General features: G+C 71.4%; 20 protein-coding genes. 12 read left to right on the top strand and 8 right to left on the bottom strand.

Annotation, left to right across the window (positions count from 1 at the left end):
• The first annotated feature begins 28 nt into the window (after positions 1-28).
• From ACZ7G1_RS33615 to ACZ7G1_RS33575, 9 genes are all read left to right on the top strand, one after another.
• Complete coding sequence (locus tag ACZ7G1_RS33615) at positions 29-958, top strand: carbohydrate ABC transporter permease (RefSeq protein ID WP_470878521.1); 930 nt, start codon at positions 29-31, stop codon at positions 956-958.
• Positions 958-1,908, top strand: coding sequence for a carbohydrate ABC transporter permease (locus ACZ7G1_RS33610; protein ID WP_470878523.1), 951 nt, complete (start codon positions 958-960; stop codon positions 1,906-1,908). Before ACZ7G1_RS33615 ends, ACZ7G1_RS33610 begins: the two co-directional genes overlap by 1 nt.
• 161 nt (positions 1,909-2,069) lie before the next feature.
• On the top strand, positions 2,070-3,290 hold the full coding sequence (locus tag ACZ7G1_RS33605; protein ID WP_470878525.1) for an ROK family transcriptional regulator: 1,221 nt from the start codon (positions 2,070-2,072) through the stop codon (positions 3,288-3,290).
• Between the two features lie 122 nt (positions 3,291-3,412).
• Positions 3,413-4,477: a sugar ABC transporter substrate-binding protein gene (locus ACZ7G1_RS33600; RefSeq protein WP_470878527.1), complete on the top strand. Its 1,065-nt coding sequence runs from the start codon at positions 3,413-3,415 to the stop codon at positions 4,475-4,477.
• A 365-nt stretch (positions 4,478-4,842) separates the two neighbouring features.
• On the top strand, positions 4,843-5,622 hold the full coding sequence (locus tag ACZ7G1_RS33595) for an ATP-binding cassette domain-containing protein (RefSeq protein WP_470878529.1): 780 nt from the start codon (positions 4,843-4,845) through the stop codon (positions 5,620-5,622).
• Positions 5,619-6,908, top strand: coding sequence for a sugar ABC transporter permease (locus tag ACZ7G1_RS33590; RefSeq protein WP_470878531.1), 1,290 nt, complete (start codon positions 5,619-5,621; stop codon positions 6,906-6,908). Before ACZ7G1_RS33595 ends, ACZ7G1_RS33590 begins: the two co-directional genes overlap by 4 nt.
• Positions 6,909-7,139: 231 nt before the next feature.
• Complete coding sequence (gene dxs / locus ACZ7G1_RS33585; RefSeq protein WP_470878533.1) at positions 7,140-9,059, top strand: 1-deoxy-D-xylulose-5-phosphate synthase; 1,920 nt, start codon at positions 7,140-7,142, stop codon at positions 9,057-9,059.
• A gap of 155 nt (positions 9,060-9,214) precedes the next feature.
• Positions 9,215-10,693: an amino acid permease gene (locus ACZ7G1_RS33580; protein ID WP_470878696.1), complete on the top strand. Its 1,479-nt coding sequence runs from the start codon at positions 9,215-9,217 to the stop codon at positions 10,691-10,693.
• A 99-nt stretch (positions 10,694-10,792) separates the two neighbouring features.
• Complete coding sequence (locus ACZ7G1_RS33575; protein WP_470878535.1) at positions 10,793-11,887, top strand: PLL family lectin; 1,095 nt, start codon at positions 10,793-10,795, stop codon at positions 11,885-11,887.
• Positions 11,888-11,956: 69 nt separating this feature from the next.
• Here ACZ7G1_RS33575 and ACZ7G1_RS33570 read toward each other — a convergent pair whose 3' ends face one another.
• The 5 genes from ACZ7G1_RS33570 to ACZ7G1_RS33550 all read right to left on the bottom strand — a co-directional run bounded on the left by ACZ7G1_RS33570 (position 11,957) and on the right by ACZ7G1_RS33550 (position 18,476).
• A complete protein-coding gene (locus ACZ7G1_RS33570) occupies positions 11,957-14,095 on the bottom strand; it encodes a 3-hydroxyacyl-CoA dehydrogenase NAD-binding domain-containing protein (RefSeq protein ID WP_470878537.1) in 2,139 nt (712 codons plus the stop codon).
• Positions 14,092-15,306: a thiolase family protein gene (locus tag ACZ7G1_RS33565; protein WP_470878539.1), complete on the bottom strand. Its 1,215-nt coding sequence runs from the start codon at positions 15,304-15,306 to the stop codon at positions 14,092-14,094. The genes ACZ7G1_RS33570 and ACZ7G1_RS33565 overlap by 4 nt, the downstream gene beginning before the upstream one ends.
• A gap of 188 nt (positions 15,307-15,494) precedes the next feature.
• On the bottom strand, positions 15,495-16,778 hold the full coding sequence (locus ACZ7G1_RS33560; RefSeq protein ID WP_470878541.1) for a ribonuclease D: 1,284 nt from the start codon (positions 16,776-16,778) through the stop codon (positions 15,495-15,497).
• 79 nt (positions 16,779-16,857) lie between these two features.
• Positions 16,858-17,523 (bottom strand): LuxR C-terminal-related transcriptional regulator, encoded by a 666-nt coding sequence (locus ACZ7G1_RS33555; protein ID WP_470878543.1) that lies wholly within the window; start codon positions 17,521-17,523, stop codon positions 16,858-16,860.
• 260 nt (positions 17,524-17,783) lie between these two features.
• Complete coding sequence (locus tag ACZ7G1_RS33550) at positions 17,784-18,476, bottom strand: DUF3000 domain-containing protein (RefSeq protein WP_470878545.1); 693 nt, start codon at positions 18,474-18,476, stop codon at positions 17,784-17,786.
• Between the two features lie 91 nt (positions 18,477-18,567).
• On the opposite strand from ACZ7G1_RS33550, the gene hemE reads away from it, so the two are divergent.
• Positions 18,568-19,644, top strand: coding sequence for a uroporphyrinogen decarboxylase (hemE, locus tag ACZ7G1_RS33545; protein WP_470878547.1), 1,077 nt, complete (start codon positions 18,568-18,570; stop codon positions 19,642-19,644).
• Positions 19,645-19,755: 111 nt separating this feature from the next.
• On the opposite strand, the gene ACZ7G1_RS33540 is transcribed toward hemE, so the two are convergent.
• From ACZ7G1_RS33540 to ACZ7G1_RS33530, 3 genes are all read right to left on the bottom strand, one after another.
• A complete protein-coding gene (locus ACZ7G1_RS33540; RefSeq protein ID WP_470878549.1) occupies positions 19,756-19,878 on the bottom strand; it encodes a hypothetical protein in 123 nt (40 codons plus the stop codon).
• Between the two features lie 65 nt (positions 19,879-19,943).
• Entirely contained in the window at positions 19,944-21,317 is a 1,374-nt protein-coding gene (locus ACZ7G1_RS33535; RefSeq protein WP_470878551.1) for an FAD-dependent oxidoreductase, read from the bottom strand.
• A gap of 10 nt (positions 21,318-21,327) precedes the next feature.
• A complete protein-coding gene (locus ACZ7G1_RS33530; RefSeq protein WP_470878553.1) occupies positions 21,328-22,419 on the bottom strand; it encodes a DUF4349 domain-containing protein in 1,092 nt (363 codons plus the stop codon).
• Positions 22,420-22,587: 168 nt separating this feature from the next.
• On the opposite strand from ACZ7G1_RS33530, the gene hemG reads away from it, so the two are divergent.
• Positions 22,588-24,063, top strand: coding sequence for a protoporphyrinogen oxidase (gene hemG, locus ACZ7G1_RS33525; RefSeq protein WP_470878555.1), 1,476 nt, complete (start codon positions 22,588-22,590; stop codon positions 24,061-24,063).
• A 17-nt stretch (positions 24,064-24,080) separates the two neighbouring features.
• Positions 24,081-24,794, top strand: a complete 714-nt coding sequence (hemQ, locus tag ACZ7G1_RS33520) for a hydrogen peroxide-dependent heme synthase (protein ID WP_470878557.1) — start codon at positions 24,081-24,083, stop codon at positions 24,792-24,794.
• Positions 24,795-25,081 lie beyond the last annotated feature (287 nt).

Raw genomic sequence — 25,081 nt, 5'->3', positions numbered from 1 at the left:
CTCCGCGGGAAGATCGGGGTCGGTAGTAATGCAACACGGCAAGTACCGTTTCATCGTGGGGTTCCTGGCGGCCCCCCTCGCGCTCTACACGCTGTTCGTCATCTGGCCGTTCATCCAGTCCATCTACTACTCGTTCACGGACTGGACCGGGCTGAGTCCCGAATTCGGGATGGTCGGATTCGACAACTACAGCAGAATGCTGGACGACGAGATCTTCTGGAAATCTCTCCAGCACAGTCTGACCTTCGCGGTGGTGCTGCCGCTGGTGACCGTCGGTCTCGCGCTGTTCTTCGCCTTCATGCTCAATGTCGGCGGTCGGCGCCGCAGGGGGGCGGCGATCGCGGGTGTGCGGGGTTCTTCGTTCTACAAAATCGTGTACTTCTTCCCGCAGGTGCTGTCGATCGCGATCGTGGCGCTGCTCTTCCAGTTCGCGTACAACCCCAATAGCGGAGCCATCAATTCCGTACTGAAGGGGGTCGGTCTCGGCAGCATCCAGCCGGACTGGCTCGGCGATCCGGATCTCGCCCTGATCTGCGTGATGGTGGTCCTCGTCTGGTCCACGGTCGGATTCTTCGTGGTCCTCTTCTCGGCCGGCATGGCGTCCATTCCGAGGGATTTCTACGAGGCGGCCCTGCTCGACGGCGCGAACCGCTTCACCACGTTCTTCAAGATCACCCTGCCGCTGCTCTGGGACACCGTGCAGTCCGGCTGGATCTACATGGGCATCCTCGCGCTCGGCGCGGAGTCCTTCGCGGTCGTCCAGATCATGACCGTCGGCCCCAACGGCGGCGGGCCCGACTACTCCACCATCGTCATGCCGCTGTACGTGTACCAGAAGGCATTCCGGGACGGTCAGGCCGCCTACGCAACGACCATCGGTGTCGCGCTCCTCCTCGTCACGCTCGCCTTCGCGGCCGTCGTGATGAAGCTGGGCCGGCGCGAGCGGCTGGAGTTCTGATGAAGACGACCGACACTGCCTCCACCGGCGTCGAGGACACCCCCGGCTCCCCGGCGGGCCCGGGTCCGGCGCTCGGCAAGACCGCGGGCTCCGCCCCGGCGAAGGGCGCCAAGAGCTCCAAGGGTGACGGCGCGACCCTGAACGTCTTCTCGCACGGCATGCTGATCCTCTGGGCGATCATGGTCGTCATGCCGCTGCTCTGGGCGGTCATGACCTCGTTCAAGACCGACCGGGCGATCTTCACCTCGCCGTGGTCGCTGCCGGACAAGCTGCACTTCGAGAACTGGTCGCGCGCCTGGACCGAGGCGCACATGGGCGACTACTTCCTGAACACCGTCCTGGTGGTCGCCGGATCGCTCATCGGCACGCTCCTGTTCGGCTCGATGGCGGCCTACGTCCTGGCCCGCTTCGACTTTCCGGGCAACCGCTTCATCTACTTCCTCTTCATCGGAGGGATGAGCTTCCCGATCATCCTGGCGCTCGTGCCGCTGTTCTACGTGATGCAGAACATGGCCCTGCTCAACACGCTGCACGGCCTGATCCTCGTCTACATCGCGTACTCGCTGCCCTTCACCGTCTTCTTCCTGACGGCCTTCTTCCGCACGCTGCCGACCTCGGTGGCGGAGGCGGCCTTCGTGGACGGCGCCTCGCACACCCGGACGTTCTTCCAGGTGATGCTGCCGATGGCCAAGCCCGGCCTCATCAGCGTCGGCATCTTCAACTTCCTCGGCCAGTGGAACCAGTACCTGCTGCCGACGGTGCTCAACACCGAGCCGGAGAAGAAGGTGCTCTCCCAGGGCCTCGTCCAGCTCGCCGTCAGCCAGGGCTACAAGGGCGACTGGTCCGGCCTCTTCGCCGGCCTGGTGATGGCCATGCTGCCGGTCCTCGCGGCGTACGTCATCTTCCAGCGGCAGGTGGTGGCCGGCCTGACCGCCGGTGCCGTGAAGTAACCCCCACCGCGGTCCGAAGGGCCCCCGGCGCAGTGCGCGCCGGGGGCCCTTCGCGTCGTGTGACCCGTACCGCCGACCACTCAAGGTCTTGACGGGGAGCAAGCCGAAAGAGTCCCCTTAGAGTTCACATGTTGGAGAAAACGGTGGGAGTGAGTGAGTCGATGGAGACTCCGGGGTCGCAGACGTCTCTGCACAGGGCCAATCTCGAACGGGTCGTCCGGGCGGTACGGATGGCCGGATCGCTCACCCAGGCGGAGATCGCCAGGGCGACGGGCCTCTCGGCCGCCACGGTCTCCAACATCGTGCGGGAGCTGAAGGACGGCGGGACCGTCGAGGTCACGCCCACCTCCGCGGGCGGCCGCCGGGCCCGGAGCGTCTCGCTCTCCGGCGACGCCGGCATCGTGATCGGCGTCGACTTCGGGCACACCCACCTGCGGGTCGCGGTGGGCAACCTCGCCCACCAGGTCCTCGCCGAGGAGGCCGAGCCGCTGGACGTCGACGCCTCCGCCGCCGAGGGCTTCGACCGGGCGGAACAGCTGGTCAACCGGCTGATCCTGGCCACCGGCATCGGCCGGGACAAGGTCATCGGCGTCGGGCTCGGCGTGCCGGGCCCCATCGACGTCTCCTCCGGGACCCTCGGCTCGACGTCGATCCTGCCGGGCTGGAGCGGCATCAACCCGGCCGAGGAGCTGAGCGGCCGGCTCGGCGTCCCGGTGCACGTCGACAACGACGCCAACCTCGGCGCGCTGGGCGAGCTGGTCTGGGGGAGCGGGCGGGGCGTCAAGGACCTGGCGTACATCAAGGTGGCCAGCGGCGTCGGCGCCGGCCTGGTCATCGACGGCCGGGTCTACCGCGGCCCGGGCGGAACCGCGGGCGAGATCGGGCACATCACCCTGGACGAGTCCGGTCCGGTCTGCCGCTGCGGCAACCGGGGCTGCCTGGAGACCTTCACGGCCGCCCGTTACGTGCTGCCGCTGCTCCAGCCCGGCCACGGCCCCGATCTGACCATGGAGCGGGTGGTCCAGCTGGCCAGGGAGGGCGACCCCGGCTGCCGTCGGGTGATCGCGGACGTCGGCCGGCACATCGGCAGCGGCATCGCCAACCTCTGCAATCTCCTGAACCCGAGCCGGGTGGTGCTCGGCGGCGATCTGGCGGAGGCCGGAGAGCTGGTCCTGGCGCCCATCAGGGACTCCGTCTCGCGGTACGCGATCCCCAGTGCCGCCCGTCAGCTCTCGCTGGTCCAGGGGGCCTTGGGGGGCCGCGCCGAGGTGCTCGGCGCGCTCGCCCTCGTCCTCAGCGAGATGGGCGATTCGACACTTTTGCAGAGTTCTGCGAGCGCGCCGCCGGCCGCCGCGCCGGTCTCCCGGCTTGCCTTCACTTAGATAACGAACACCACCGTTGTCATCTCGTTAAGAATTTACTTCTTGACGGCAACGTTGCGGCCGAGTTGACTTCGGGACACCTCGGCCGCAACGTCGCGGCCTCGTCAGGGAGGCAACCCCACATGAACGCAGTGACGCGTCGTGCCGTCATAGCCACGGCCGCGGTCTCGATGGCCCTCTCGCTCGCCGCCTGCGGAAAGGCCGGCGGCGGAGACAGCGAGGACAAGGGCAGCTCGACCAAGATCGGTCTGCTCCTGCCCGAGAACAAGACCTCGCGCTACGAGGCGCTGGACAAGCCCCAGTTCGAGAAGGCCGTCAAGGCCGCCTGCTCCGACTGCGAGGTCGTGTACAACAACGCGGTCTCCGACGTCGTGAAGCAGAAGCAGCAGTTCGACCAGCTGATCGCCGACGGCGTCAAGGTCATCGCCCTCGACCCGGTGGACGCCGAGAAGGCCGCGGGCTGGGTCAAGGACGCGAAGGCCAAGGGCGTGAAGGTCGTCGCGTACGACCGTGCCGTCGCCGGCGCCGACGCCTACGTCAGCCACGACAACAACAAGGTCGGCGAGCTCCAGGGCCAGGCCCTGCTGACCGCCCTCGGCGCCAAGGCCGCCACCGCCAAGGTCGTCATGATCAACGGCGACGAGAAGGACCCGAACGCCGGTCTCTTCAAGAAGGGCGCCCACACCGCGCTCGACGGCAAGGTCGGCGAGATCGCCTACGAGGCGTCCGGCGAGTGGGACCCGAAGGTCGCCGGCGAGAAGATGGCCGCCGCGATCTCCTCGCTCGGCAAGGACAAGATCGGCGCGGTCTACTCCGCCAACGACGGCATGGCCGGCGGCATCATCACCTCCCTGGAGAACGCCGGCATCAAGGGCATCCCGGTGGGTGGCCAGGACGCCGAGGTCGCGGGCGTCCAGCGGATCATCGCCGGCACGCAGACCTTCACCATCTACAAGTCGCCGCTCCAGCTGGCCCCCGAGGCCGCCAAGTTCGCGGTGAACCTGCTCCAGGGCAAGGACCTCGGCGCCCAGGGCGCCACCGACGGCGTGCCGTCGACGCTCTTCGCCCCGGTCGTGGTCGACAAGACCAACATCCAGTCCACGGTCGTCCAGGACGGCATCTACAAGGCCGCCGACCTCTGCACCGCGGACCTCGCCGCCAAGTGCACCGAGCTGGGCATCAAGTAAGCCCCTGCCCCACCCGCCGGGCCCCCGAAGCCCGGCACCCCGCCGGGCCCCGAAGCCCGGCACCCCGCCGGGCCCCGAAGCCCGGCACCCCGGATCCCGTCCACGGGTGCGCGGAGAGCGCTCTCGAAGGCGAGTCGCCCCCGCCCGGCCGCGTACACAGGGTGAACACCCCGTGATCACCCCGTACGCGACCGGCCGGCGCACGGCGACCGGATCCGCCCCCAAGCCCGTCCGGCCCCCGGCCGACCCAGACCCCGCTGTCGGTCCGGGGGCCGGACGAGCCCAGCCCCCCTCGAAACTTCGGCGCTGCACCGGCGGCGCGACATGCCGCCGCCCCCGCGCGGGCGGCGAAGGAGTTGGTTCACGTGTCCCAGACGCCCGTGCTGGCGTTGCGCGGGATCTTCAAGCGGTTCGGAGCGGTTCAGGTCCTCTCCGGTGTCGATCTCGAAGTCCACGCAGGAGAGGTCGTCGCGCTCGTCGGCGACAACGGAGCGGGTAAGTCCACGCTGGTCAAGACGATCGCCGGCGTGCACCCCATCGACGAGGGCGTCATCGAGTGGGAGGGCGAGCGGGTCGAGATCAACCGCCCGCAGGACTCCCAGCACCTCGGTGTCGCGACCGTCTACCAGGACCTCGCGCTCTGCGACAACCTCGACGTCGTCGCCAACCTGTTCCTCGGCCGCGAGATCAAGAAGGGCGGCGTCCTCGACGAGGTCGCCATGGAGAAGCGGGCCAAGGACCTGCTCTCCACCCTCTCCATCCGCATCCCCAGCGTCCGCATCCCCGTCGCCGCCCTCTCCGGCGGCCAGCGGCAGGTCGTCGCCATCGCCCGCGCCCTGGTCGGCGACCCCAAGATCGTGATCCTGGACGAGCCGACCGCCGCCCTCGGCGTCGAGCAGACCGCCCAGGTCCTCGACCTGGTCGAGCGGCTGCGCGAGCAGGGCCTCGGCGTCATCCTCATCAGCCACAACATGGCCGATGTGAAGGCCGTCGCCGACACCGTCGCGGTGCTGCGCCTGGGCCGCAACAACGGCACCTTCCCCGTCGCCACCACCACGCACGAAGAGATCATCGCCGCGATCACCGGTGCCACGGACAACGCCGTGACCCGCCGCCAGGCCCGCAACGCGGAGGTAGCCAAGTGAGCACCACCCCCAGCACCTCCGAGGACACCGTGCCCGAGCCGCGCACCGAGCAGCCCGCCGCCGCCGCGATCCCCGCCGTCGACCCCCGCCTCCTCGTCCGCGAGCAGGGCTTCAAGGGGTACGTCGACGAGTTCAAGCGCAAGATCCGCTCCGGCGAGATCGGCTCGCTGCCCGTCGTCATCGGCCTCATCGTCATCGGCGTCGTCTTCCAGGCGCTGACCGGCAACTTCATCACCTCGTACAACCTCGACCAGATCACGCTGTACGCGGTCGGCCCCGGCATCATGGCGGTCGGCATCGTCTTCGTCCTGCTGCTCGGCGAGATCGACCTCGCCGTCGGCTCGGTGGCGGGCCTGGCCGGCTCCGTCTGGGGCGTCCTCGGCACCGACATGCCGGACGGCCTCGCGATCCTCCTCGGCATCCTCTCCGGCACCCTGCTCGGCGCCTTCCACGGCCTGGTCTTCGCCAAGATCGGCGTGCCCGCCTTCGTGGTCACCCTGGCCGGCTTCCTCGGCTGGGCCGGTCTGCAGACCTGGGTGATGGGCGACAAGTCGACCATCCCCACCCCGATCGGCAGCTTCGTCGGCGACCTCACGAAGTACTACTTCTCCGACGTCGCCGCCGCCTACGGCCTCGCCGTCGCCGTCGTCGCCGCCTTCTACCTGGCCCAGCTGCGCGACTCCCGCCGCCGCAAGAACGCCGAGCTGCCGCACCGCCCGCAGAGCGAGATCATCCTGCGCACCGCGGTCCTCGCGGTCCTGGTCCTCGTCGCCGCCTACGGCTTCAACCAGGAGCAGGGCCTCCCGCTCTCCCTGGTGATCTTCCTGGTGATCCTGCTCGTCACCGACTTCGTGCTCCGCCGCACCACCTACGGCCGGCAGGTCTTCGCCGTCGGCGGCGGCATCGAGGCCGCCCGCCGCGCCGGCATCAACGTGTCGTGGATCCGGATCTCGGTCTTCATGATCTCCGGCACCATGGGCGCCATCGGCGGCCTGTTCCTCGCCTCCGCGACCGGCGGCGCCGACCGCTCCCTCGGCGGCGGCAACCAGCTCATGATGTGCATCGCCGCCGCGGTCATCGGCGGTACGTCCCTGTTCGGCGGACGCGGCAAGGTCTGGTCGGCGCTCCTCGGCATCCTGGTCATCCAGTCGATCGTCCAGGGCCTCAACCAGATGAACCTGTCCTCGAACGCGATCCAGTACATGATCACCGGCGCGGTCCTGCTCATCGCCGTCATCATCGACTCGGTCTCCCGCAAGACGCAGAAGACCGCGGGCCGCGCCTAGCGGTCCACGCGCGCGCGTAACGCTCGCCACACCCGCCCGGCACCGGGAAACCGGTGCCGGGCCGCCGCGCGTCCGGAGCAGTGCACGCGCGTGTACAGAGCCGTACAGATCAGCGGCATGTCGGCCGTGAGGGTGATGCCACACCCCCCGGCCCGATGCCCGCGATCCAGGACGGAACATTAGACTCGACAAATCGGCAAGCTCGACCAGCTCAAACGCAAGGAGGCACGGGTGGCTCTGCTGACCCGTATCAGGGGACCGCGAGATCTGGACCGGCTCTCCCCGGAACAGCTGGACCAGCTGGCCGACGAGATCAGGACGTTCCTCGTGGACGCCGTCTCCAAGACCGGCGGGCACCTCGGCCCCAACCTCGGTGTGGTCGAGCTGACCATCGCCCTGCACCGGGTGTTCGACTCCCCGAAGGACCGGGTCCTCTGGGACACCGGCCACCAGAGCTACGTCCACAAGCTCCTCACCGGACGCCAGGACTTCTCGAAGCTGAAGATGAAGGGCGGCCTCTCCGGCTACCCCTCGCAGGCCGAGTCCGAGCACGACGTCATCGAGAACTCGCACGCCTCCACCGTCCTGGGCTGGGCCGACGGCCTCGCCAAGGCCAACGAGGTCCTGAAGAAGGACGACCACGTCGTCGCCGTCATCGGCGACGGCGCCCTGACCGGCGGCATGGCCTGGGAGGCGCTGAACAACATCGCCGCCGCCAAGGACCGCCCGCTCGTCATCGTCGTCAACGACAACGAGCGCTCCTACGCGCCCACCATCGGCGGCCTCGCCAACCACCTGGCCACCCTGCGCACCACCGACGGCTACGAGCGCTTCCTCGCCCGCGGCAAGGACATCCTGGAGCGCACCCCGGTCGTCGGGAAGCCGCTCTACGAGACCCTGCACGGCGCCAAGAAGGGCCTCAAGGACTTCATCGCCCCGCAGGGCATGTTCGAGGACCTCGGCCTCAAGTACGTCGGCCCCATCGACGGCCACGACATCGAGGCCCTGGAGTCCGCGCTGACCCGCGCCAAGCGCTTCGGCGGCCCGGTCATCGTGCACTGCCTCACCGAGAAGGGCCGCGGCTACCAGCCTGCCCTCCAGGACGAGGCCGACCGCTTCCACGCCGTCGGCAAGATCCACCCCGACACCGGCCTGCCCATCGCGTCCTCCGGCGCCGACTGGACCGGCGTCTTCGCCGAGGAGATGGTCGCGCTCGGCAAGGAGCGCGCGGACATCGTCGCCATCACCGCGGCCATGCTCCAGCCCGTCGGCCTCGACAAGTTCGCCAAGGCCTACCCCGACCGCGTCTTCGACGTCGGCATCGCCGAGCAGCACGCCGCCGTCTCCGCGGCCGGCCTCGCCACCGGCGGCCTCCACCCGGTCTTCGCGGTCTACGCGACCTTCCTCAACCGCGCCTTCGACCAGGTCCTGATGGACGTGGCCCTGCACAAGTGCGGCGTCACCTTCGTCCTGGACCGGGCCGGCGTCACCGGCACCGACGGCGCCTCCCACAACGGCATGTGGGACATGTCGATCCTCCAGGTCGTGCCCGGCCTGCGGCTCGCCGCCCCGCGCGACGCCGACCAGGTCCGCGCCCAGCTCCGCGAGGCCGTCGAGGTCACCGACGCCCCGACCGTCGTCCGCTTCTCCAAGGGCGCCGTCGGCCCCGCCGTACCGGCCCTGCGCCGGGTCGGCGGCATGGACGTGCTCCGCGAGCCGGGCAGCGACAAGCCGGACGTCCTCCTGGTCTCGGTCGGCGCCCTGGCCCCCATGTGCCTGGAGATCGCCGACCTGCTCGACAAGCAGGGGATCTCCACCACGGTCGTCGACCCCCGCTGGGTCAAGCCCGTCGACGAGGCCCTCGCCCCGCTGGCCGAGCGCCACCGGGTCGTCGTCACCGTCGAGGACAACAGCCGCGTCGGCGGCGTCGGCTCGGCCGTCGCCCAGGCGCTGCGCGACGCCGGCGTCGACGTGCCGCTGCGTGACTTCGGCATCCCGCCGCGCTTCCTCGACCACGCCTCGCGCGGCGAGGTCATGGCCGAGATCGGGCTGACCGCCCCGGACATCGCGCGTCAGGTCACCGGTCTGGTCTCCCGGCTCGACGGCAGGTTCGAGACCAGCGCGCAGGCCGTGGAGCCCGCCCGCGACTGACGCCCGCCGTCACCCCGCGTCACCTTTGGGCCGGTCGGATCACTCTTCGGAGTGCCGACCGGCCCATTCGCGTGCATTCTGACCACAGGGCGGGCAGCCCCATGGCAGGAGGTACGACCGTGAGTACGGACCAGCAGCCACGCGCGAACTCCGGCATGTTCCGGACCAAGTCGGTCGAGCAGTCGATCCGCGACACCGAGGAACCGGAGCACGCGCTCCGGAAATCCCTCTCCGCCTGGGACCTGACCGTCTTCGGCGTCGGCGTCATCATCGGCACCGGCATCTTCGTCCTGACGGGCAAGGTCGCCAAGGAGAACGCGGGACCGGCCACGGCGCTCGCCTTCGTCGCCGCCGGCATCGTCTGCGCCCTCGCCGCCCTCTGCTACGCCGAGTTCGCCTCGACGGTGCCGGTGGCGGGATCGGCGTACACCTTCGCGTACGCCTCGATCGGCGAGCTGCCGGCCTGGATCATCGGCTGGGACCTCGTCCTGGAGTTCGCCCTCGGCACGGCGGTGGTCGCCGTCGGCTGGTCCGGCTACGTCCGCTCGCTGATGGACAACATCGACTGGCACCTACCCGCCTCGCTCGAAGGCCCCGACGTGGCGGGCGGCACCTTCGACATCCTCGCCTTCCTGCTCGTCCTCGTGCTGACCGTGGTTCTCGTCCTGGGCATGAAGCTCTCCGCCCGGATCACCGCGGTCGTCGTGGCGATCAAGGTCACCGTCGTCATGATCGTGATCATCGCCGGTCTGTTCTTCATCGTCGGCGACAACTACAAGCCGTTCATCCCGCCGGCCGTCACCCCGGAGGGCGGCGGCTCGAACTGGGACTCCCCGCTGGTCCAGCTGATCTTCGGGTACGAGCCGACGAACTTCGGCGTCATGGGCATCTTCACCGCCGCCTCGGTCGTCTTCTTCGCCTTCATCGGCTTCGACGTCGTCGCCACCGCCGCCGAGGAGACCAAGCTGCCGCAGCGCGACATGCCCCGCGGCATCCTCGGCTCCCTCCTCATCTGCACCGTGCTCTACGTCGCCGTGGCCCTCGTCGTCACCGGCATGCAGCACTACACCGAGCTCTCCGTCAGCGCCCCGCTCGCCGACGCCTTCAAGGCCGCCGGACACCCCTTCTACGCGGGCGTGATCAGCTTCGGCGCCGCTGTCGGCCTCACCACCGTCTGTCTGATCCTGCTCCTCGGCCAGACCCGCGTCTTCTTCGCGATGAGCCGTGACGGCCTGCTGCCCCGCTTCTTCTCCGTCACCCACCCGCGCTTCAAGACCCCTTACCGGCCCACCATCCTGCTCGGTGTGGTCATCGCCGTCGTCGCCGGCTTCACCAGCATCAACGAGCTCGCGACCCTGGTGAACATCGGCACCCTCTTCGCCTTCGTCGTCGTCGCCGTCGGCGTCATGGTGCTCCGCCGCACCCGCCCCGACCTGCCCCGCGCCTTCCGCACCCCCTGGGTGCCGGTGCTGCCGATCCTCTCCATCGCCGCCTCGGTCTGGCTGATGCTCAACCTGCCCGGCGAGACCTGGTTCCGCTTCGCCGTCTGGATGGTCATCGGCTTCGTCGTGTACTTCCTGTACGGGCGCGGTCACAGCCGGCTCGGGCGCGAGGGCCAGGACGCCAAGTACTGAGGGGGCGATACCGAAGGCGCGGAAGGGAGCGTTCGGGAGGGCGACTACAGTCGGCTCGTACCCGAACTCCTTCCGACGACCGGAGTGCTGGATCCCCCCATGGCGAATCGATCCCAGGCCCCCGCCGCCCCCGCCCACGGCTCCTCCGCCGCCCCCCTGCTCCAGGGTGCGTGGCTGACCAGAGGGGAGGAGGGCCGGTTCAGCGCCTACCTGCCCAGGGACGGGGAAGTGGTGCGCTGGACCGAGGAGCCCGGCGGCCGCTGGAGCGGCCCCGTCTCCCTCGGCGGCGACGGTCTCACGCCCTTCCTCGCCGTCGGGCAGGGCAAGGACCGCTACGTCCACCTGATCGGCCTGCGGCCCACCACCGGCGGTGAGGGGCACGTCGAGCTGATGCACTGCGTCCAGTTCCAGACGGGCCGCCCCGCCGCCCCCTGGCGCCCCATCGGGCACTCCAACGGCAAGGGGCCGTGGACGGGCAACCCGGCCGTCGCGGTGGACGCCGAGGGCCGCGCGTACGCCTTCGTCCGCAACGGCGGCGGCGGACTCAGCGTGCGGGCGCAGAAGGACGCCGGCGGCTGGCACCCCTGGTGGGACCTGCACGGCTGGGGCACCGACCCCTCCCCGGTCGCGGTCTGCAACGGCGACGGGCGCGTCGAGCTCCTCACCGCCACCGACAAGGGCCTGCTCCGCTACGTCCAGGAGGAGCCGGGCGGCCGCCCGGTCCGCAAGGACGTCCTGCCCGCCGAGGTCACCTTCGGCACCCTCGCGGCCACCACGGGCCCCTCCGGGCACGCGACCCTGTTCTACGTCGACAAGGCCGGGCAGGTCCGCGCCTGGTCCGCCGGGCGCGACCTGGAGCCGACCGTCCTCGGCGAGGCCACCGGCACCGGCCGGCTCGCCGCCGCCACCTGTCTCGTCGACGGCGTCGAGACGACCGTCCTCGCCCGCCAGGACGACCACGGCCGTCTCCTCCTCGCCGCCTACCCGAGCGAGTCCGAGTCCGGGCGCGAGTCCGGGGCCGAGGGCCTCACCTGGTCCGGGCACGGGGAGCCCAAGGGGCAGCTCGACATCGTCCTCGCGCGCGGCCTCGACGGCCGTCTGACCGTCATGGCGCTGGCCGGCGGCTCCCTCCTCACGACCCGCCAGAAGCCGGGCGCGGGGCTGCACCTGGAGGGCTGGCGCTCCATAGGGTGACGCCCGCGTACGAGAACGGCCCCGGCACCTGGAGAAGGTGCCGGGGCCGTACGCGTACGCCCTGAGGTGTTACGCCGGGACGCTCGCCACGCCCTGCGCCAGGAAACGCTTGCCGTTGACGCGCTCGGAGACGCCCTCACGGTCCAGGTACGGCGTGATGCCGCCCAGGTGGAAGGGCCAGCCCGCACCGGTGATCAGGCAGAGGTCGATGTCCTGCGCCTCGGCGACGACACCCTCCTCCAGCATCAGGCCGATCTCCTGCGCCACCGCGTCCAGGACGCGGTCGCGGACCTGCTCCTCGGTCAGGACGGAGTCGCCCTGGACGAGCAGCGCGGCGACCTCGGGGTCGAGCTCCGGCTTGAAGCCGTTCTCCGGCTTGTAGACGTAGAAGCCGCGCTTGCCGGCCTCGACGACGCGCTTGAGGTTCGGCGAGACGGTGAAGCGCTCCGGGAAGGAACGGTTCAGGGTCTCGGAGACGTGCAGACCGATGGCCGGGCCCACGAGCTCCAGGAGCACCAGCGGGGACATCGGCAGACCGAGCGGCTCGATGGCCTTCTCGGCCGTCTCGACCGAGGTGCCCTCGTCGATGACGTTCTGGATCTCGCCCATGAAGCGGGTCAGGATGCGGTTCACGACGAACGCCGGGGCGTCCTTGGTGAGGACCGCGGTCTTCTTCAGCTTCTTGGCGACGCCGAAGGCGGTGGCCAGCGAGGCGTCGTCGGTCTTCTCGCCGCGGACGATCTCCAGGAGCGGGAGGATCGCGACCGGGTTGAAGAAGTGGAAGCCGACCACGCGCTCCGGGTGCTGGAGCTTCGACGCCATCTCGGAGACCGAAAGCGAGGAGGTGTTGGTGGCGAGGATCGCGTGCGCCGGGGCGACCGCCTCGACCTCCGCGAACACCTTCTGCTTGACGGACATCTCCTCGAACACGGCCTCGATGATGAAGTCCGCGTCCGCGAAGCCCTCGGCCTTGTCCAGGACACCGGAGACCAGGCCCTTGAGACGGTTGGCCTTGTCCTGGTTGATCCGGCCCTTGCCGAGCAGCTTCTCGATCTCGGCGTGGACGTAGCCCACACCCTTGTCGACGCGCTCCTGGTCGATGTCGGTCAGGACGACCGGCACCTCGAGGCGGCGCAGGAAGAGCAGGGCGAGCTGGGAGGCCATCAGACCGGCGCCGACGACGCCGACCTTGGTGACCGGGCGGGCCAGCGACTTGTCCGGGGCACCGGCGGGGCGCTTGCCGCGCTTCTGCACCAGGTTGAAGGCGTAGATGCCGGAACGCAGCTCGCCGCCCATGATCAGGTCCGCGAGGGCCTGGTCCTCGGCGTCGAAGCCCTTCTGCAGGTCCCCGTCCTTGGCGGCCTCGATGATGTCGAGGGCGCGGTAGGCGGCCGGGGCGGCGCCGTGCACCTTGGAGTCGGCGATCGTACGGCCCTTGGCGACGGCCTGGTCCCAGGCCTCGCCGCGGTCGACCTCGGGACGCTCCACGGTCACGGAGCCGTTGAGGACGCCGGCGGTCCAGACGAGCGACTGCTCCAGGAAGTCCGCGCCCTCGAACAGCGCGTCGGCGATGCCGAGCTCGAAGACCTGCTTGCCCTTGAGCTGACGGTTCTGGTTCAGCGAGTTCTCGATGATGACCGAGACGGCCTTCTCGGCGCCGATCAGGTTCGGCAGGATCGCGCAGCCGCCCCAGCCGGGCACCAGGCCGAGGAAGACCTCGGGCAGCGAGAAGGCCGGCAGGGCCTTCGACACGGTGCGGTAGGTGCAGTGCAGACCGACCTCGACGCCGCCGCCCATGGCCGCGCCGTTGTAGTACGCGAAGGTCGGCACGGCGAGCGCGGACAGACGCTTGAAGACGTCGTGGCCGCCCTTGCCGATGGCGAGCGCCTCGTCGTGCTTCTTCAGGAGCTCGACGCCCTTGAGGTCGGCGCCGACGGCGAAGATGAACGGCTTGCCGGTGAGGCCGACGGCGACGATCTCACCGTTGGCGGCCTCGGCCTCGACCTGGTCGATCGCCGCGTTCAGGTTGGCGAGGGACTGCGGGCCGAAGGTGGTCGGCTTGGTGTGGTCGAAGCCGTTGTCCAGCGTGATCAGCGCGAACCGGCCCGCGCCCGCGGGCAGTTCGAAGTGCCGTACGTGGGCGCTGGTGACGACCTCGTCCGGGAAGAGCTCGGCGGCGCCCTTCAGAAGCTCGGCGGTGGTGCTCACTTGCCCTCCCAGTGGGGGTTCTCCCAGATGACCGTCGCGCCCATGCCGAAGCCGACGCACATGGTGTTGAGGCCGTAGCGGACCTGCGGGTTCTCCTCGAACTGGCGGGCCAGCTGCGTCATCAGACGGACGCCGGAGGAGGCCAGCGGGTGACCGTAGGCGATGGCGCCGCCGTACTGGTTGACGCGGGCGTCGTCGTCGGCGATGCCGTAGTGCTCCAGGAAGGCGAGGACCTGGACGGCGAAGGCCTCGTTGATCTCGAAGAGGCCGATGTCCTCGATCGAGAGGCCGGCCTTGGCGAGGGCCTTCTCGGTCGCCGGGATCGGGCCGTAGCCCATGACCTCGGGCTCGACGCCGGCGAAGGCGTACGAGACGAGACGCATCTTGACGGGGAGGTCGTGCTCCCGCGCGAAGTCCTCGGAGGCGATGATCGAGGCGGTGGCGCCGTCGTTGAGGCCGGCCGCGTTGCCCGCGGTGACGTTGCCGTGGACGCGGAACGGCGTCTTCAGGTTGGCCAGCGACTCCAGGGTGGTGCCCGGGCGCATCGGCTCGTCGGCGGTGACCAGGCCCCAGCCGGTCTCACCGGTGGAGGCGTCGGTGCGGCGGACCGAGATCGGCACCAGGTCCTGCTGGATCTTGCCGTCGGCGTACGCCTTGGCGGCCTTCTCCTGCGAGCGCACGGCGTACTCGTCGGCGCGCTGCTTGGTGATGCTCGGGTAGCGGTCGTGCAGGTTCTCGGCGGTCATGCCCATGAACAGGGCGGACTCGTCGACGAGCTTCTCCGACACGAAACGCGGGTTCGGGTCGACGCCCTCGCCCATGGGGTGACGGCCCATGTGCTCGACACCACCGGCGATGACGGCGTCGTACGCGCCGAAGGCGATCGAACCGGCGACCGAGGTGACGGCGGTCAGCGCGCCGGCGCACATGCGGTCGATGGAGTAGCCCGGCACCGACTGCGGCAGCCCGGCGAGGATGCCCGCCGTGCGGCCCAGGGTCAGGCCCTGGTCGCCGATCTGCGTGGTCGCGGCGATGGCGACCTCGTCGATCTTCGCGGGGTCGAGGCCGGGGTTGCGGCGCAGCAGCTCCCGGATGGCCTTGACGACGAGGTCGTCGGCGCGGGTCTCGTGGTAGATGCCCTTCGGGCCCGCCTTGCCGAACGGGGTGCGGACGCCGTCGACGAAGACGACGTCCCTGACGGTACGAGGCACGATGGCTCTCCTCCAGGGTGCGGGATGGCACTGCTGCGGCACACGCCTAAGCGTGCGCTTGCTCCACCCATGCTACTTGTGGGTAACCAAGCTGCCCAGTCCCTGGGGCGGGAGCGGCGAAGGTCACACTCCCCGGAGACGCGCGAAGCCCCCGGCGCGGGGCCGGGGGCTTCGCCGCGCGGACGCGGTCAGGCCGTCGCCGTGAGGGCCTGGACCAGGAGGGGGGTGACGAGTTCGACCTGCCAGGGGCGGGCGCCGTGGCCGGTGAGGGCGGTGGAGATCGCCTCGGGGGTGGCGGGGGTCGGGGGTTCCCAGCAGACGCGGCGGACCGTGTCGGGGGTGATGAGGTTCTCCTGGGGGAGGTTGAGTTCCTCGGCGAGGGCGGAGACCGCGGTGCGGGCGGCGGAGAGGCGGGCAGCGGCGGCCGGGTCCTTGTCGGCCCAGGCGCGCGGGGGCGGCGGGCCGGCGATCTGCTGGCCGGGCTGGGGGAGCTCGTTCTCCGGGAGGGCGCGGGCGCGGTCGACGGCGGCCTGCCACTGCTCCAGCTGGCGGCGGCCCATGCGGTTGCCGAAGCCGGGCAGGGCGGTGAGCGCGCCGATGTTCACCGGGACGGCGAGGGCGGCCTCGACGATGGCGGCGTCGCTGAGCACCTTGCCGGGGGAGACGTCACGGCGCTGGGCGACCTTGTCACGGGCCGTCCACAGCTCCCGTACGACCGCCATCTGGCGGCGCCGGCGCACCTTGTGCATGCCGGAGGTCCGCCGCCAGGGGTCCTTGCGCGGCGGGGCGGGCGGGGCGGAGGCGATGGCGTCGAACTCCTGGAGGGCCCATTCCAGCTTGCCCTGCCGGTCGAGCTCCTTCTCCAGCGCGTCGCGCAGGTCGACGAGGAGCTCGACGTCGAGCGCCGCGTACCGCAGCCAGGGCTCGGGCAGCGGGCGGGTGGACCAGTCCACGGCGGAGTGGCCCTTCTCCAGGGCGTAGCCGAGGACGGACTCGACCATGGCGCCGAGGCCGACGCGCGGGAAGCCCGCGAGCCGTCCGGCCAGCTCGGTGTCGAAGAGCGAGGTGGGGAGCATGCCTATGTCACGCAGGCACGGGAGGTCCTGGGTGGCGGCGTGCAGGATCCACTCGGTGCCGGAGAGCGCCTCGCCGAGCCCCGAGAGGTCGGGGCAGCCGACGGGGTCGATGAGCGCGGTGCCCGCGCCCTCGCGGCGGAGCTGGACGAGATAGGCGCGCTGCCCGTAGCGGTAGCCGGAGGCGCGCTCGGCGTCCACCGCCACGGGGCCGGTTCCGGCGGCGAAGGCGGCGATCACCTCGGCGAGGGCTTCCTCCGTCTCGACGACGGGCGGAATCCCCTCGCGGGGCTCCAGCAACGGGATCGGAAGCCCATTCGCAGGGACATCGTCGTCCGGGGGGCCGCCCCCGGTGGTGCGCAGTGCTGTGTCTGCTGCGGTCTCTTGGGCGTCGGTCACCTGTCAAGGGTATCGGTGAACGGCAAGCGCCTGTCGACGGAACGTTCCGTCGACAGGCGCCGGCTTCTCGTCGACCGTGTCAGTGGATGATCCCGGTCCGCAGGGCCACCGCGACCATGCCGGCCCGGTCGCCGGTGCCCAGCTTGCGGGCGATGCGGGCGAGGTGGCTCTTCACGGTGAGGGCCGAGAGGCCCATGGAGACGCCGATCGCCTTGTTCGACTGGCCCTCCGCGACGAGCCTGAGCACCTCGACCTCACGGCCGGAGAGCTCGCGGTAGCCGCCCGGGTGGCTCGGGGCACCCGGGGGGCGGCGGTGGCCGAGCCGCGCGGCGTTGGCACCGATGGGAGCGGCGCCGGGCCGGGTCGGGTGGCCGATGTTGGTCCGGGTGCCGGTGACGACATAGCCCTTCACGCCGCCCGCGAGGGCGTTGCGTACGGCTCCGATGTCGTCGGCGGCCGAGAGGGCGAGGCCGTTGGGCCAGCCCGCGGCACGGGTCTCGGACAGCAGCGTGAGGCCGCTGCCGTCGGGCAGATGGACGTCGGCAACGCAGATGTCGCGTGGGTTGCCGACGCGGGGACGCGCCTCCGCGATGGACGAAGCCTCGATCACGTCACGTACTCCGAGGGCCCACAGGTGGCGGGTCACGGTGGAGCGGACGCGCGGGTCGGCCACGACGACCATGGCCGTCGGCTTGTTCGGGCGGTAGGCGACCAGGCTTGCGGGCTGCTCGAGGAGAACGGACACCAGGCCTCCTGGGGGGAAGGGTGCGGGACGGAGCCGGCTCGGGGAAGAAGCCGGGGGCGAACCCGTGCTGTGAAGGGGTCACTGACTCCTTCGGCAGGATGGGCGCCCGCCTTTAGGGAAAGATCACGATTTGGTGAGTAACAATTAGGGCAATTCGGACGCGTGATCGATCATCCTACGAGCGGCCCCCACCCCGTCACCCCCAAGGGGGAGCGCCGACGCCCTCGCGAGGAGGGCGCCGGGTGCTCCGTGGAGGCCTCTCAGGCCTGCTGTGGCCCGCGCCGCTGGGGCAGCGAGACGACCCCCGCGCCCGTCACCGTCCCCGCCCCCGGATCGGCCGGAGCCGGTGGCAGTCCCGCGATCTGGCAGAGCAGATCGCACCAGGCCGCCAGGTGGGAGGCCGTGTCCGGCACCCCGGCGAGACCCTCGCGGGGCGTCCAGGACGCCCTGATCTCGATCTGGGTCGCCGGCCTGCGGTCGGCGAGACCCCCGAAATAGTGCGAGCCCGCCATGGTCACGGTCCCGCTCGCCTCTCCGTACGCGAGCCCCCGCGCCTCCAGGGCCCCGGTCAGCCAGGACCAGCACACCTCGGGCAGCAGCGGGTCCGCCGCCATCTCCGGCTCCAGCTCCGCCCGTACCAGCGTCACCAGCCGGAAGGTGCCCTTCCAGGCCTCGTGGCCGTCCGGATCGTGCAGCAGCACCAGCCGCCCGTCCGCCAGGTCGTCCTCGCCGTCCACGACGGCCGCCTCGAGTGCGTACGCGTAAGGGGCCAGGCGCTGCGGCGGCCTGGTCGGGTCGATCTCGATCTCGGACCGCAGTCGCGCCGTTCGCAGCGCCTCGACCGCCCGCCGGAAGGCGGGTGGCACCGGGTTCGTCTCCGTACTGTCCCCCGTTTCGTCCGTCCCTCTTTTGCCGTCGGAATGATCGGAAAAATGTCCCTGAGCCGCAGCCATGCGGGGAAGAGTAGGCGGAACGGGGGCTCTGTGCGGGGAGGGACACCCGGCCCGGGCGAGCGGCTTCCCGTCACATGCGAAGATTCTGGGCGTGAGTGCCATGGACAGCCCGCAGGGCCAGCAGACGAAGCAGCAGTCGCGGACGTACGACTCCGCGTTCCTCAAGGCATGCCGGCGCGAGCCCGTGCCGCACACGCCCGTCTGGTTCATGCGGCAGGCCGGGCGTTCCCTCCCCGAGTACCTGAAGGTCCGCGAGGGCATCCCGATGCTCGAGTCGTGCATGCGGCCCGAGCTGGTCACCGAGATCACGCTCCAGCCGGTGCGCCGCCACAAGGTCGACGCCGCGATCTACTTCAGCGACATCGTCGTCCCGCTCAAGGCCATCGGGATCGACCTCGACATCAAGCCCGGCGTCGGCCCCGTCGTCGCCGACCCGATCCGCACCCGAGCCGACCTCGACCGGCTGCGCGACCTCACGCCCGAGGACGTCCACTACGTCACCGAGGCCATCGGGATGCTCACCGGCGAGCTGGGCGACACCCCGCTCATCGGCTTCGCCGGCGCGCCTTTCACCCTCGCGAGCTACCTCGTCGAGGGCGGCCCGTCGCGCAGCCACGAGCGCACCAAGGCGATGATGTACGGCGACCCGCAGCTCTGGGCCGACCTGCTGGACCGGCTCGCCGAGATCACCGGGACCTTCCTCAAGGTCCAGATCGAGGCCGGCGCCTCCGCCGTGCAGCTCTTCGACTCCTGGGTCGGCGCCCTCGCCCCCGCCGACTACCGCCGCTCGGTGATGCCGGCCTCCGTGAAGGTCTTCGACGCGGTCGCCGGGTACGGCGTCCCGCGCATCCACTTCGGCGTGGGTACGGGCGAGCTGCTCGGCCTCATGGGCGAGGCGGGCGCGGACGTCGTCGGCGTCGACTGGCGGGTCCCGCTCGACGAGGCCGCCCGCCGCGTCGGCCCCGGCAAGGCGCTCCAGGGCAACCTCGACCCGGCCGTGCTCTTCGCCTCGACCGAGGTCGTGGAGGCCAAGACGGACGAGGTCCTCGCCGCCGCGAAGGACCTGGAGGGCCACGTCTTCAACCTGGGCCACGGCGTCATGCCGTCGATGGACCCGGACGCCCTGACCCGCCTCGTCGAGTACGTCCACACGCGGACGGCCGTCTGACCCGGGTCCGGCACGCACACGACGGCGACGGCCGCCCGGGAAGCTCCCCGGGCGGCCGTCGCCGTGTGCGTGCCGACGATGTAGTCGGCACCGCCCTGGCCGTTCACCGTGTCACCGCTCGCGACCGAACCACAGGTGGCACGAGGTCACCGCGTGCGCGGGCGTCGCCGTCAGGGCGACCGGGGCTATGACGAGAGTCGCGGCGCAGAGCGCGCGCATCGTGTGTCTGATCATGCGATCAGTGACCCATGGTCACGACATGGTCGCAAATCGTCACGGCCGGTCACCGGTCGCTCGGGTCATTCCGCCGCCCGAACAGCCGCCGTCGCCTTGCGGGCCGCGATCAGGACCGGGTCCCAGACGGGCGAGAACGGCGGCGCGTACCCCAGGTCGAGCGCCGTCATCTCCTCCACGGTCATCCGCGCCGTGAGCGCCACCGCCGCGATGTCCACCCGCTTCGCCGCGCCCTCCCGGCCGACGATCTGGACCCCGAGCAGCCGGCCCGAGCGCCGCTCGGCCAGCATCTTCACTGTCATCGGGGCGGCCCCCGGGTAGTAGCCGGCGCGGCTGGTCGACTCGATCGTCACCGTCACGTACCGCAGCCCCACCTCGCGGGCGTCCTTCTCGCGCAGGCCGGTGCGGGCGATCTCCAGGTCGCAGACCTTCGAGACGGCGGTGCCGACGACGCCGGGGAAGGTCGCGTAGTCGCCGCCGACGTTCGCCCCGATGACCTGGCCGTGCTTGTTCGCGTGGGTACCCAGGGGGACGTACCGCTCCCGGCCCGAGACGAGGTCGAGGACCTCCACGCAGTCGCCGCCCGCCCAGATGTTGTCGTGACCGCGCACGCGCATGGCGAGGTCGGTGAGCAGCCCGCCGGAGGTGCCGAGCGGCAGGCCGGCCGCCCGTGCCAGGGAGGTCTCGGGCACCACGCCCATGCCCAGGACGACGACGTCGGCCGGGTACTCGCCGGCGTCCGTCGCCACCGCCCGCACCCGTCCGTCGTCGCCGGTGAGGATCTTCGTGACGGGGGCGGAGGTGACCGTCGTGATGCCGAGCCCGTCCATCGCCCGGTGCACGAGCCGGCCCATGTCGGGGTCGAGGGTCGCCATCGGCTGCTCGCCCCGGGTCAGCACCGTCACCTCGTAGCCGCGGGCGAGGAGCGCCTCGGCCATCTCGACCCCGATGTACCCGGCGCCGACGACGACCGCGCGCCGCCCGGGCGTCCGCCGGAGCGAGTCGAGCAGGGCGCGGCCGTCGTCGAGGGTCTGCACCCCGTGCACCCCGGGGGCGTCGATCCCGGGCAGCGGCGGGCGCAGCGGGCGGGCGCCGGTCGCGATCACCAGCTTGTCGAAGCCCGTCCAGGCCTCGGTGCCGGTCTCCAGGTCCCGGTGGCGGACCCGCTGCCCGGGCACGTCGACGGCCGTCACCTCGGTCCGCATCCGCAGGTCGATGTCCCGGTCCCGGTGCTCATCGGGGGAGCGGGCGATCAGCTCCTCCGAGGTGTCGACGTCACCGCCGACCCAGTACGGGATGCCACAGGCCGAGTACGAGGAGAAGTGACCGCGCTCGAAGGCGACGATCTCCATCTCCCCGGCGGGCCTGAGCCTGCGCGCCTGCGACGCGGCGGACATGCCCGCCGCGTCGCCACCGATGACCACCAGTCGTTCGCTCATGGAACAGACGCTACTTCTCGGGAGCCTCCGGATGCCCCGCCTCCGCCACGACCGGCGCCTCCGACACGACCGGGGCCTCCGCCACGACCCCGGCCGCGTTGCGCCCGGCACCGGCCTGCCCCGTGCGGGGCTCCGGGACCGGCGCGGGCGCGGGCCGGGCGGCGCGGCGGGGGCGGACGAGACGGCGCCAGACGACGAAGGCGATCAGGGCCACCGCGAGCCAGGGGGCGAGCGCGGCCAGGATGATGCCGATCCAGGTCACCGCGCCGACCAGGGCGTTCCAGCCGCCGCTGAGGGCGTCCCCGAAGCCGGGGCGGCCCTCATCGGACCCGTCGGAGGGCTCGGCCTTCTCCATGAGTTCGAGGGTGATCGTCGCGAGCGTCGTGCGGTCCTTCAGAGAGGCCTGCTGGGCGAGGAGCGATTCGAGGTCGGCCTGGCGGCGGCTGAGCTCGCCCTCCAGGGTCACGACGTCGGCCAGCTTCTCGGCCCGCTGCATCAGCGCCCGCACCCGCGCCACGCTCGCCCGCTGGGTGGCGATCCGGCTCTCCACGTCCACCACCTGCTCGGTGACGTCCTTGGCGTCGGCCTTGCGGGACAGCAGCTTGCCGGTGCCCGCCAGCTCGCCGAGCACGGAGTCGTACCGCTCCTGCGGCACCCGCAGCACCACCCGCGAGGTGGTGTACGTGTCGTCGACCCGTTCCGTCGACTCGTTCTCGATCCGGCCGCCCGCGCCCGCCGTCACCCGCCGGACCGTGGCGAGCGCCTTCGTCGCGTCGGGCACCTCCACGGCGAGCACGGCGGTACGGATGACGTGCTGCGGCCGCGCGGGCGTTCCCGCGGCGGGCTTCCCCCCGGTCTCCTCCGCTCCCGGCGAGCCGTCGACGGCCCCCTTGCCCGCTTCCTTGCCATCGGCCGCCGCCGCGTCGGCGGGCCGCTCCACGCCTACGTCCGACTTCGCGTCCCCACCCGAGTCCAGGCTCGACCCGGCGCCGCAGCCGGTGAGGACGAGCGAGGCCGTGAGGAGCGCCGCCGCCACCCTCCCCGCCCGTGCCGCCGTCCGCGCTCTCGCCGTCGTTCCCGCCGTCGTCCGTACGCTCCGCATGGCCCCCCCTGGGGTGATCGGTGAGTGTCGGCGCTTGGACGTACGCGCCCGAGGTACGGGTCCCCTCCGGCGGTAGCGATGCGGTCACGGTCCGGCCTCGGAACGGGCGCGGCCGCCGACGGGCGGACGGCGGTCCGCCGGAGACGGGCGATTTGAGAGAGTGGTCCCATGAACGCGGACAGCACGGGACACCACGCCGAAGCCCACGTCGTCGTCGCCGGAGGCGGTATCGCCGGACTCGCGGCCGCCCACCGGCTGGCCCTCGCCGGCCACCGGGTGACGCTCCTGGAAGCGGACGACCGGCTCGGCGGCAAGCTCCTCGCGGGGGAGATCGCGGGCGCGCCCGTCGACCTCGGCGCCGAGTCGCTGCTCGCCCGCCGCCCCGAGGCGGTCGCCCTGGCCCGCGCCGTCGGCCTCGGCGACCGGCTCCAGGCACCCGGCACCACCACCGCGTCCGTCTGGTCCCGCGGCGAGCTGATCCCCATGCCGAAGGGCCACGTGATGGGCGTCCCCGGCGACGCCCGCGCGGTCGAGGGGCTGGTGTCCCAGGAGGGCCTGCGCCTGATCGGCCGTGACCTGGAGCTGCCGCCGACCGAGATCGGCGAGGACATCGCCATCGGCGCGTACGTCGCCGAGCGCATGGGCCCCGAGGTCGTCGACCGGCTCGTCGAACCCCTCCTCGGCGGGGTGTACGCCGGTGACGCCCACCTCATCTCGATGAAGGCCGCCGTGCCCGCCCTCTTCGAGGCCGCCCGCGTCCACCCGACCCTCACCGCCGCCGTCCAGGCCGTCCAGCGGGCCGGCGCGGCCGTCCCCGCCGACGTGGCGGGCGCCGCCACCGGCCTCGGCGGATCCGTGTTCCTCGGGCTCGACGGAGGCATCGGCACCCTCCCCGGCGCCGTCGCGGACGCGATCCGCGCCGCCGGCGGCGAGATCCTCACCGGCGCGCCCGTGACCGCGCTGCACCGCGCCGGCGCCACCGGCTGGCGGGTCGCGACCAGGGACCGGAGCTTCGACGCCGACGCCGTGGTCCTCGCCACCCCCGCCGGCGTCGCGGCCGGCCTGCTCGGCGGGCACGCCCCCGAGGCCGCCGCCGAGCTCGGCGGGATCGAGTACGCCTCCATGGCCCTGGTCACCCTCGCGTTCCGCCGCTCCGAGATGCCCGCCCTGACGGGCTCCGGCTTCCTCGTGCCGCCCGTCGACGGCCACACGATCAAGGCCTCGACCTTCTCCAGCCGGAAGTGGACCTGGGTCTCGGACTCGGCGCCCGACCTGTTCGTGCTGCGCACCTCCGTCGGCCGTCACGGCGAGGAGCAGCAGGTGCACCGCGAGGACGGCGATCTCGTGGCCGCCTCGCTGAAGGACCTCGCCGCCGCCACCGGGCTCGCCGCCCGGCCCGTCGCCGGCACGGTCACCCGCTGGATCGGCGGCCTCCCCCAGTACCCCGTCGGCCATCTCGACCGGGTCGCCCGGGTCCGCGAGGCCGTGGCGGCGCTGCCCGGGCTGCGGCTCGCGGGCGCCGCGTACGACGGCGTCGGCATCCCGGCCACGATCGCCTCGGCCCACCGGGCGGCGGACGAGATCGGGGAGGAGATCATCGCCACGTCGAAAAGGACCGACCCCGGTGCGGGGCACTCCCTGTGACGGGCGAGAATAGGCGTATGAGTGCGCCCGAAAAGATCCCGAACGCCGGTAAGAAGGCGAAGGACCTCAACGAGGTCATCCGCTACACCCTGTGGTCTGTCTTCAAGCTGCGCGACGTTCTGCCCGAGGACCGCGCCGGCTACGCCGACGAGGTCCAGGAGCTGTTCGACCAGCTCGCCGCCAAGGACATCACGGTCCGCGGCACGTACGACCTGTCCGGTCTGCGCGCCGACGCCGACGTCATGATCTGGTGGCACGCGGAGACGAGCGACGAGCTCCAGGAGGCGTACAACCTCTTCCGCCGCACCAGGCTGGGCCGCGCTCTGGAGCCGGTCTGGTCGAACATGGCGCTGCACCGCCCCGCCGAGTTCAACAAGTCGCACATCCCGGCCTTCCTGGCCGACGAGAACCCGCGCGACTACGTCTCGGTGTACCCGTTCGTGCGCTCCTACGACTGGTACCTGCTGCCGGACGAGGACCGCCGCCGCATGCTCGCCGACCACGGCAAGATGGCCCGCGGCTTCCCGGACGTCCGCGCGAACACGGTCGCCTCCTTCTCGCTCGGCGACTACGAGTGGCTCCTCGCCTTCGAGGCCGACGAGCTGCACCGCATCGTCGACCTCATGCGCCACCTGCGCGCCTCCGAGGCCCGGATGCACGTCCGCGAAGAGGTCCCCTTCTACACCGGTCGCCGCAAGAGCGTCGCCGACCTGGTGGCGGGCCTGGCCTGACGGCCGTACGAAACCTGGTGGCGGCCCGGCTCCCGGCCGGGCGCGCCACCCCTCGACCCGGAAGATCAGACGGCAGGCGGTCTCCACATGCCTGCCGCTCCAGCGACACCGGGTCCGGCTCCGGGTGGGGGGGGGGGGGGGGGGGGGGGGGGGGGGGGGGGGGGGGGGGGGGGTTGTTGGGGGGGGGGGGGGGGGGGGGGGTTGGGGGGGGGGGGGGGGGGGGGGGGAGGGGTTGCCGGGCACGGGGGGGGTTCTTTCCTCATTCCAAACGCCCCCCTTTTTTCTCT

The organism is Streptomyces sp. NPDC037273, assembly GCF_055603625.1.
This window is presented reverse-complemented; position numbering and strand designations above follow the sequence as displayed.

Coding starts and splice junctions, on each gene's coding strand:
- ACZ7G1_RS33540 (WP_470878549.1), bottom strand. CDS start 19,878: ATGATCAGACACACGATGCGCGCGCTCTGCGCCGCGACTCTCGTCATA.
- ACZ7G1_RS33600 (WP_470878527.1), top strand. CDS start 3,413: ATGAACGCAGTGACGCGTCGTGCCGTCATAGCCACGGCCGCGGTCTCG.
- ACZ7G1_RS33550 (WP_470878545.1), bottom strand. CDS start 18,476: ATGGCTGCGGCTCAGGGACATTTTTCCGATCATTCCGACGGCAAAAGA.
- ACZ7G1_RS33580 (WP_470878696.1), top strand. CDS start 9,215: ATGTTCCGGACCAAGTCGGTCGAGCAGTCGATCCGCGACACCGAGGAA.
- ACZ7G1_RS33610 (WP_470878523.1), top strand. CDS start 958: ATGAAGACGACCGACACTGCCTCCACCGGCGTCGAGGACACCCCCGGC.
- ACZ7G1_RS33605 (WP_470878525.1), top strand. CDS start 2,070: ATGGAGACTCCGGGGTCGCAGACGTCTCTGCACAGGGCCAATCTCGAA.
- ACZ7G1_RS33530 (WP_470878553.1), bottom strand. CDS start 22,419: ATGCGGAGCGTACGGACGACGGCGGGAACGACGGCGAGAGCGCGGACG.
- ACZ7G1_RS33535 (WP_470878551.1), bottom strand. CDS start 21,317: ATGAGCGAACGACTGGTGGTCATCGGTGGCGACGCGGCGGGCATGTCC.
- hemG (WP_470878555.1), top strand. CDS start 22,588: ATGAACGCGGACAGCACGGGACACCACGCCGAAGCCCACGTCGTCGTC.
- ACZ7G1_RS33575 (WP_470878535.1), top strand. CDS start 10,793: ATGGCGAATCGATCCCAGGCCCCCGCCGCCCCCGCCCACGGCTCCTCC.
- hemQ (WP_470878557.1), top strand. CDS start 24,081: ATGAGTGCGCCCGAAAAGATCCCGAACGCCGGTAAGAAGGCGAAGGAC.
- ACZ7G1_RS33615 (WP_470878521.1), top strand. CDS start 29: ATGCAACACGGCAAGTACCGTTTCATCGTGGGGTTCCTGGCGGCCCCC.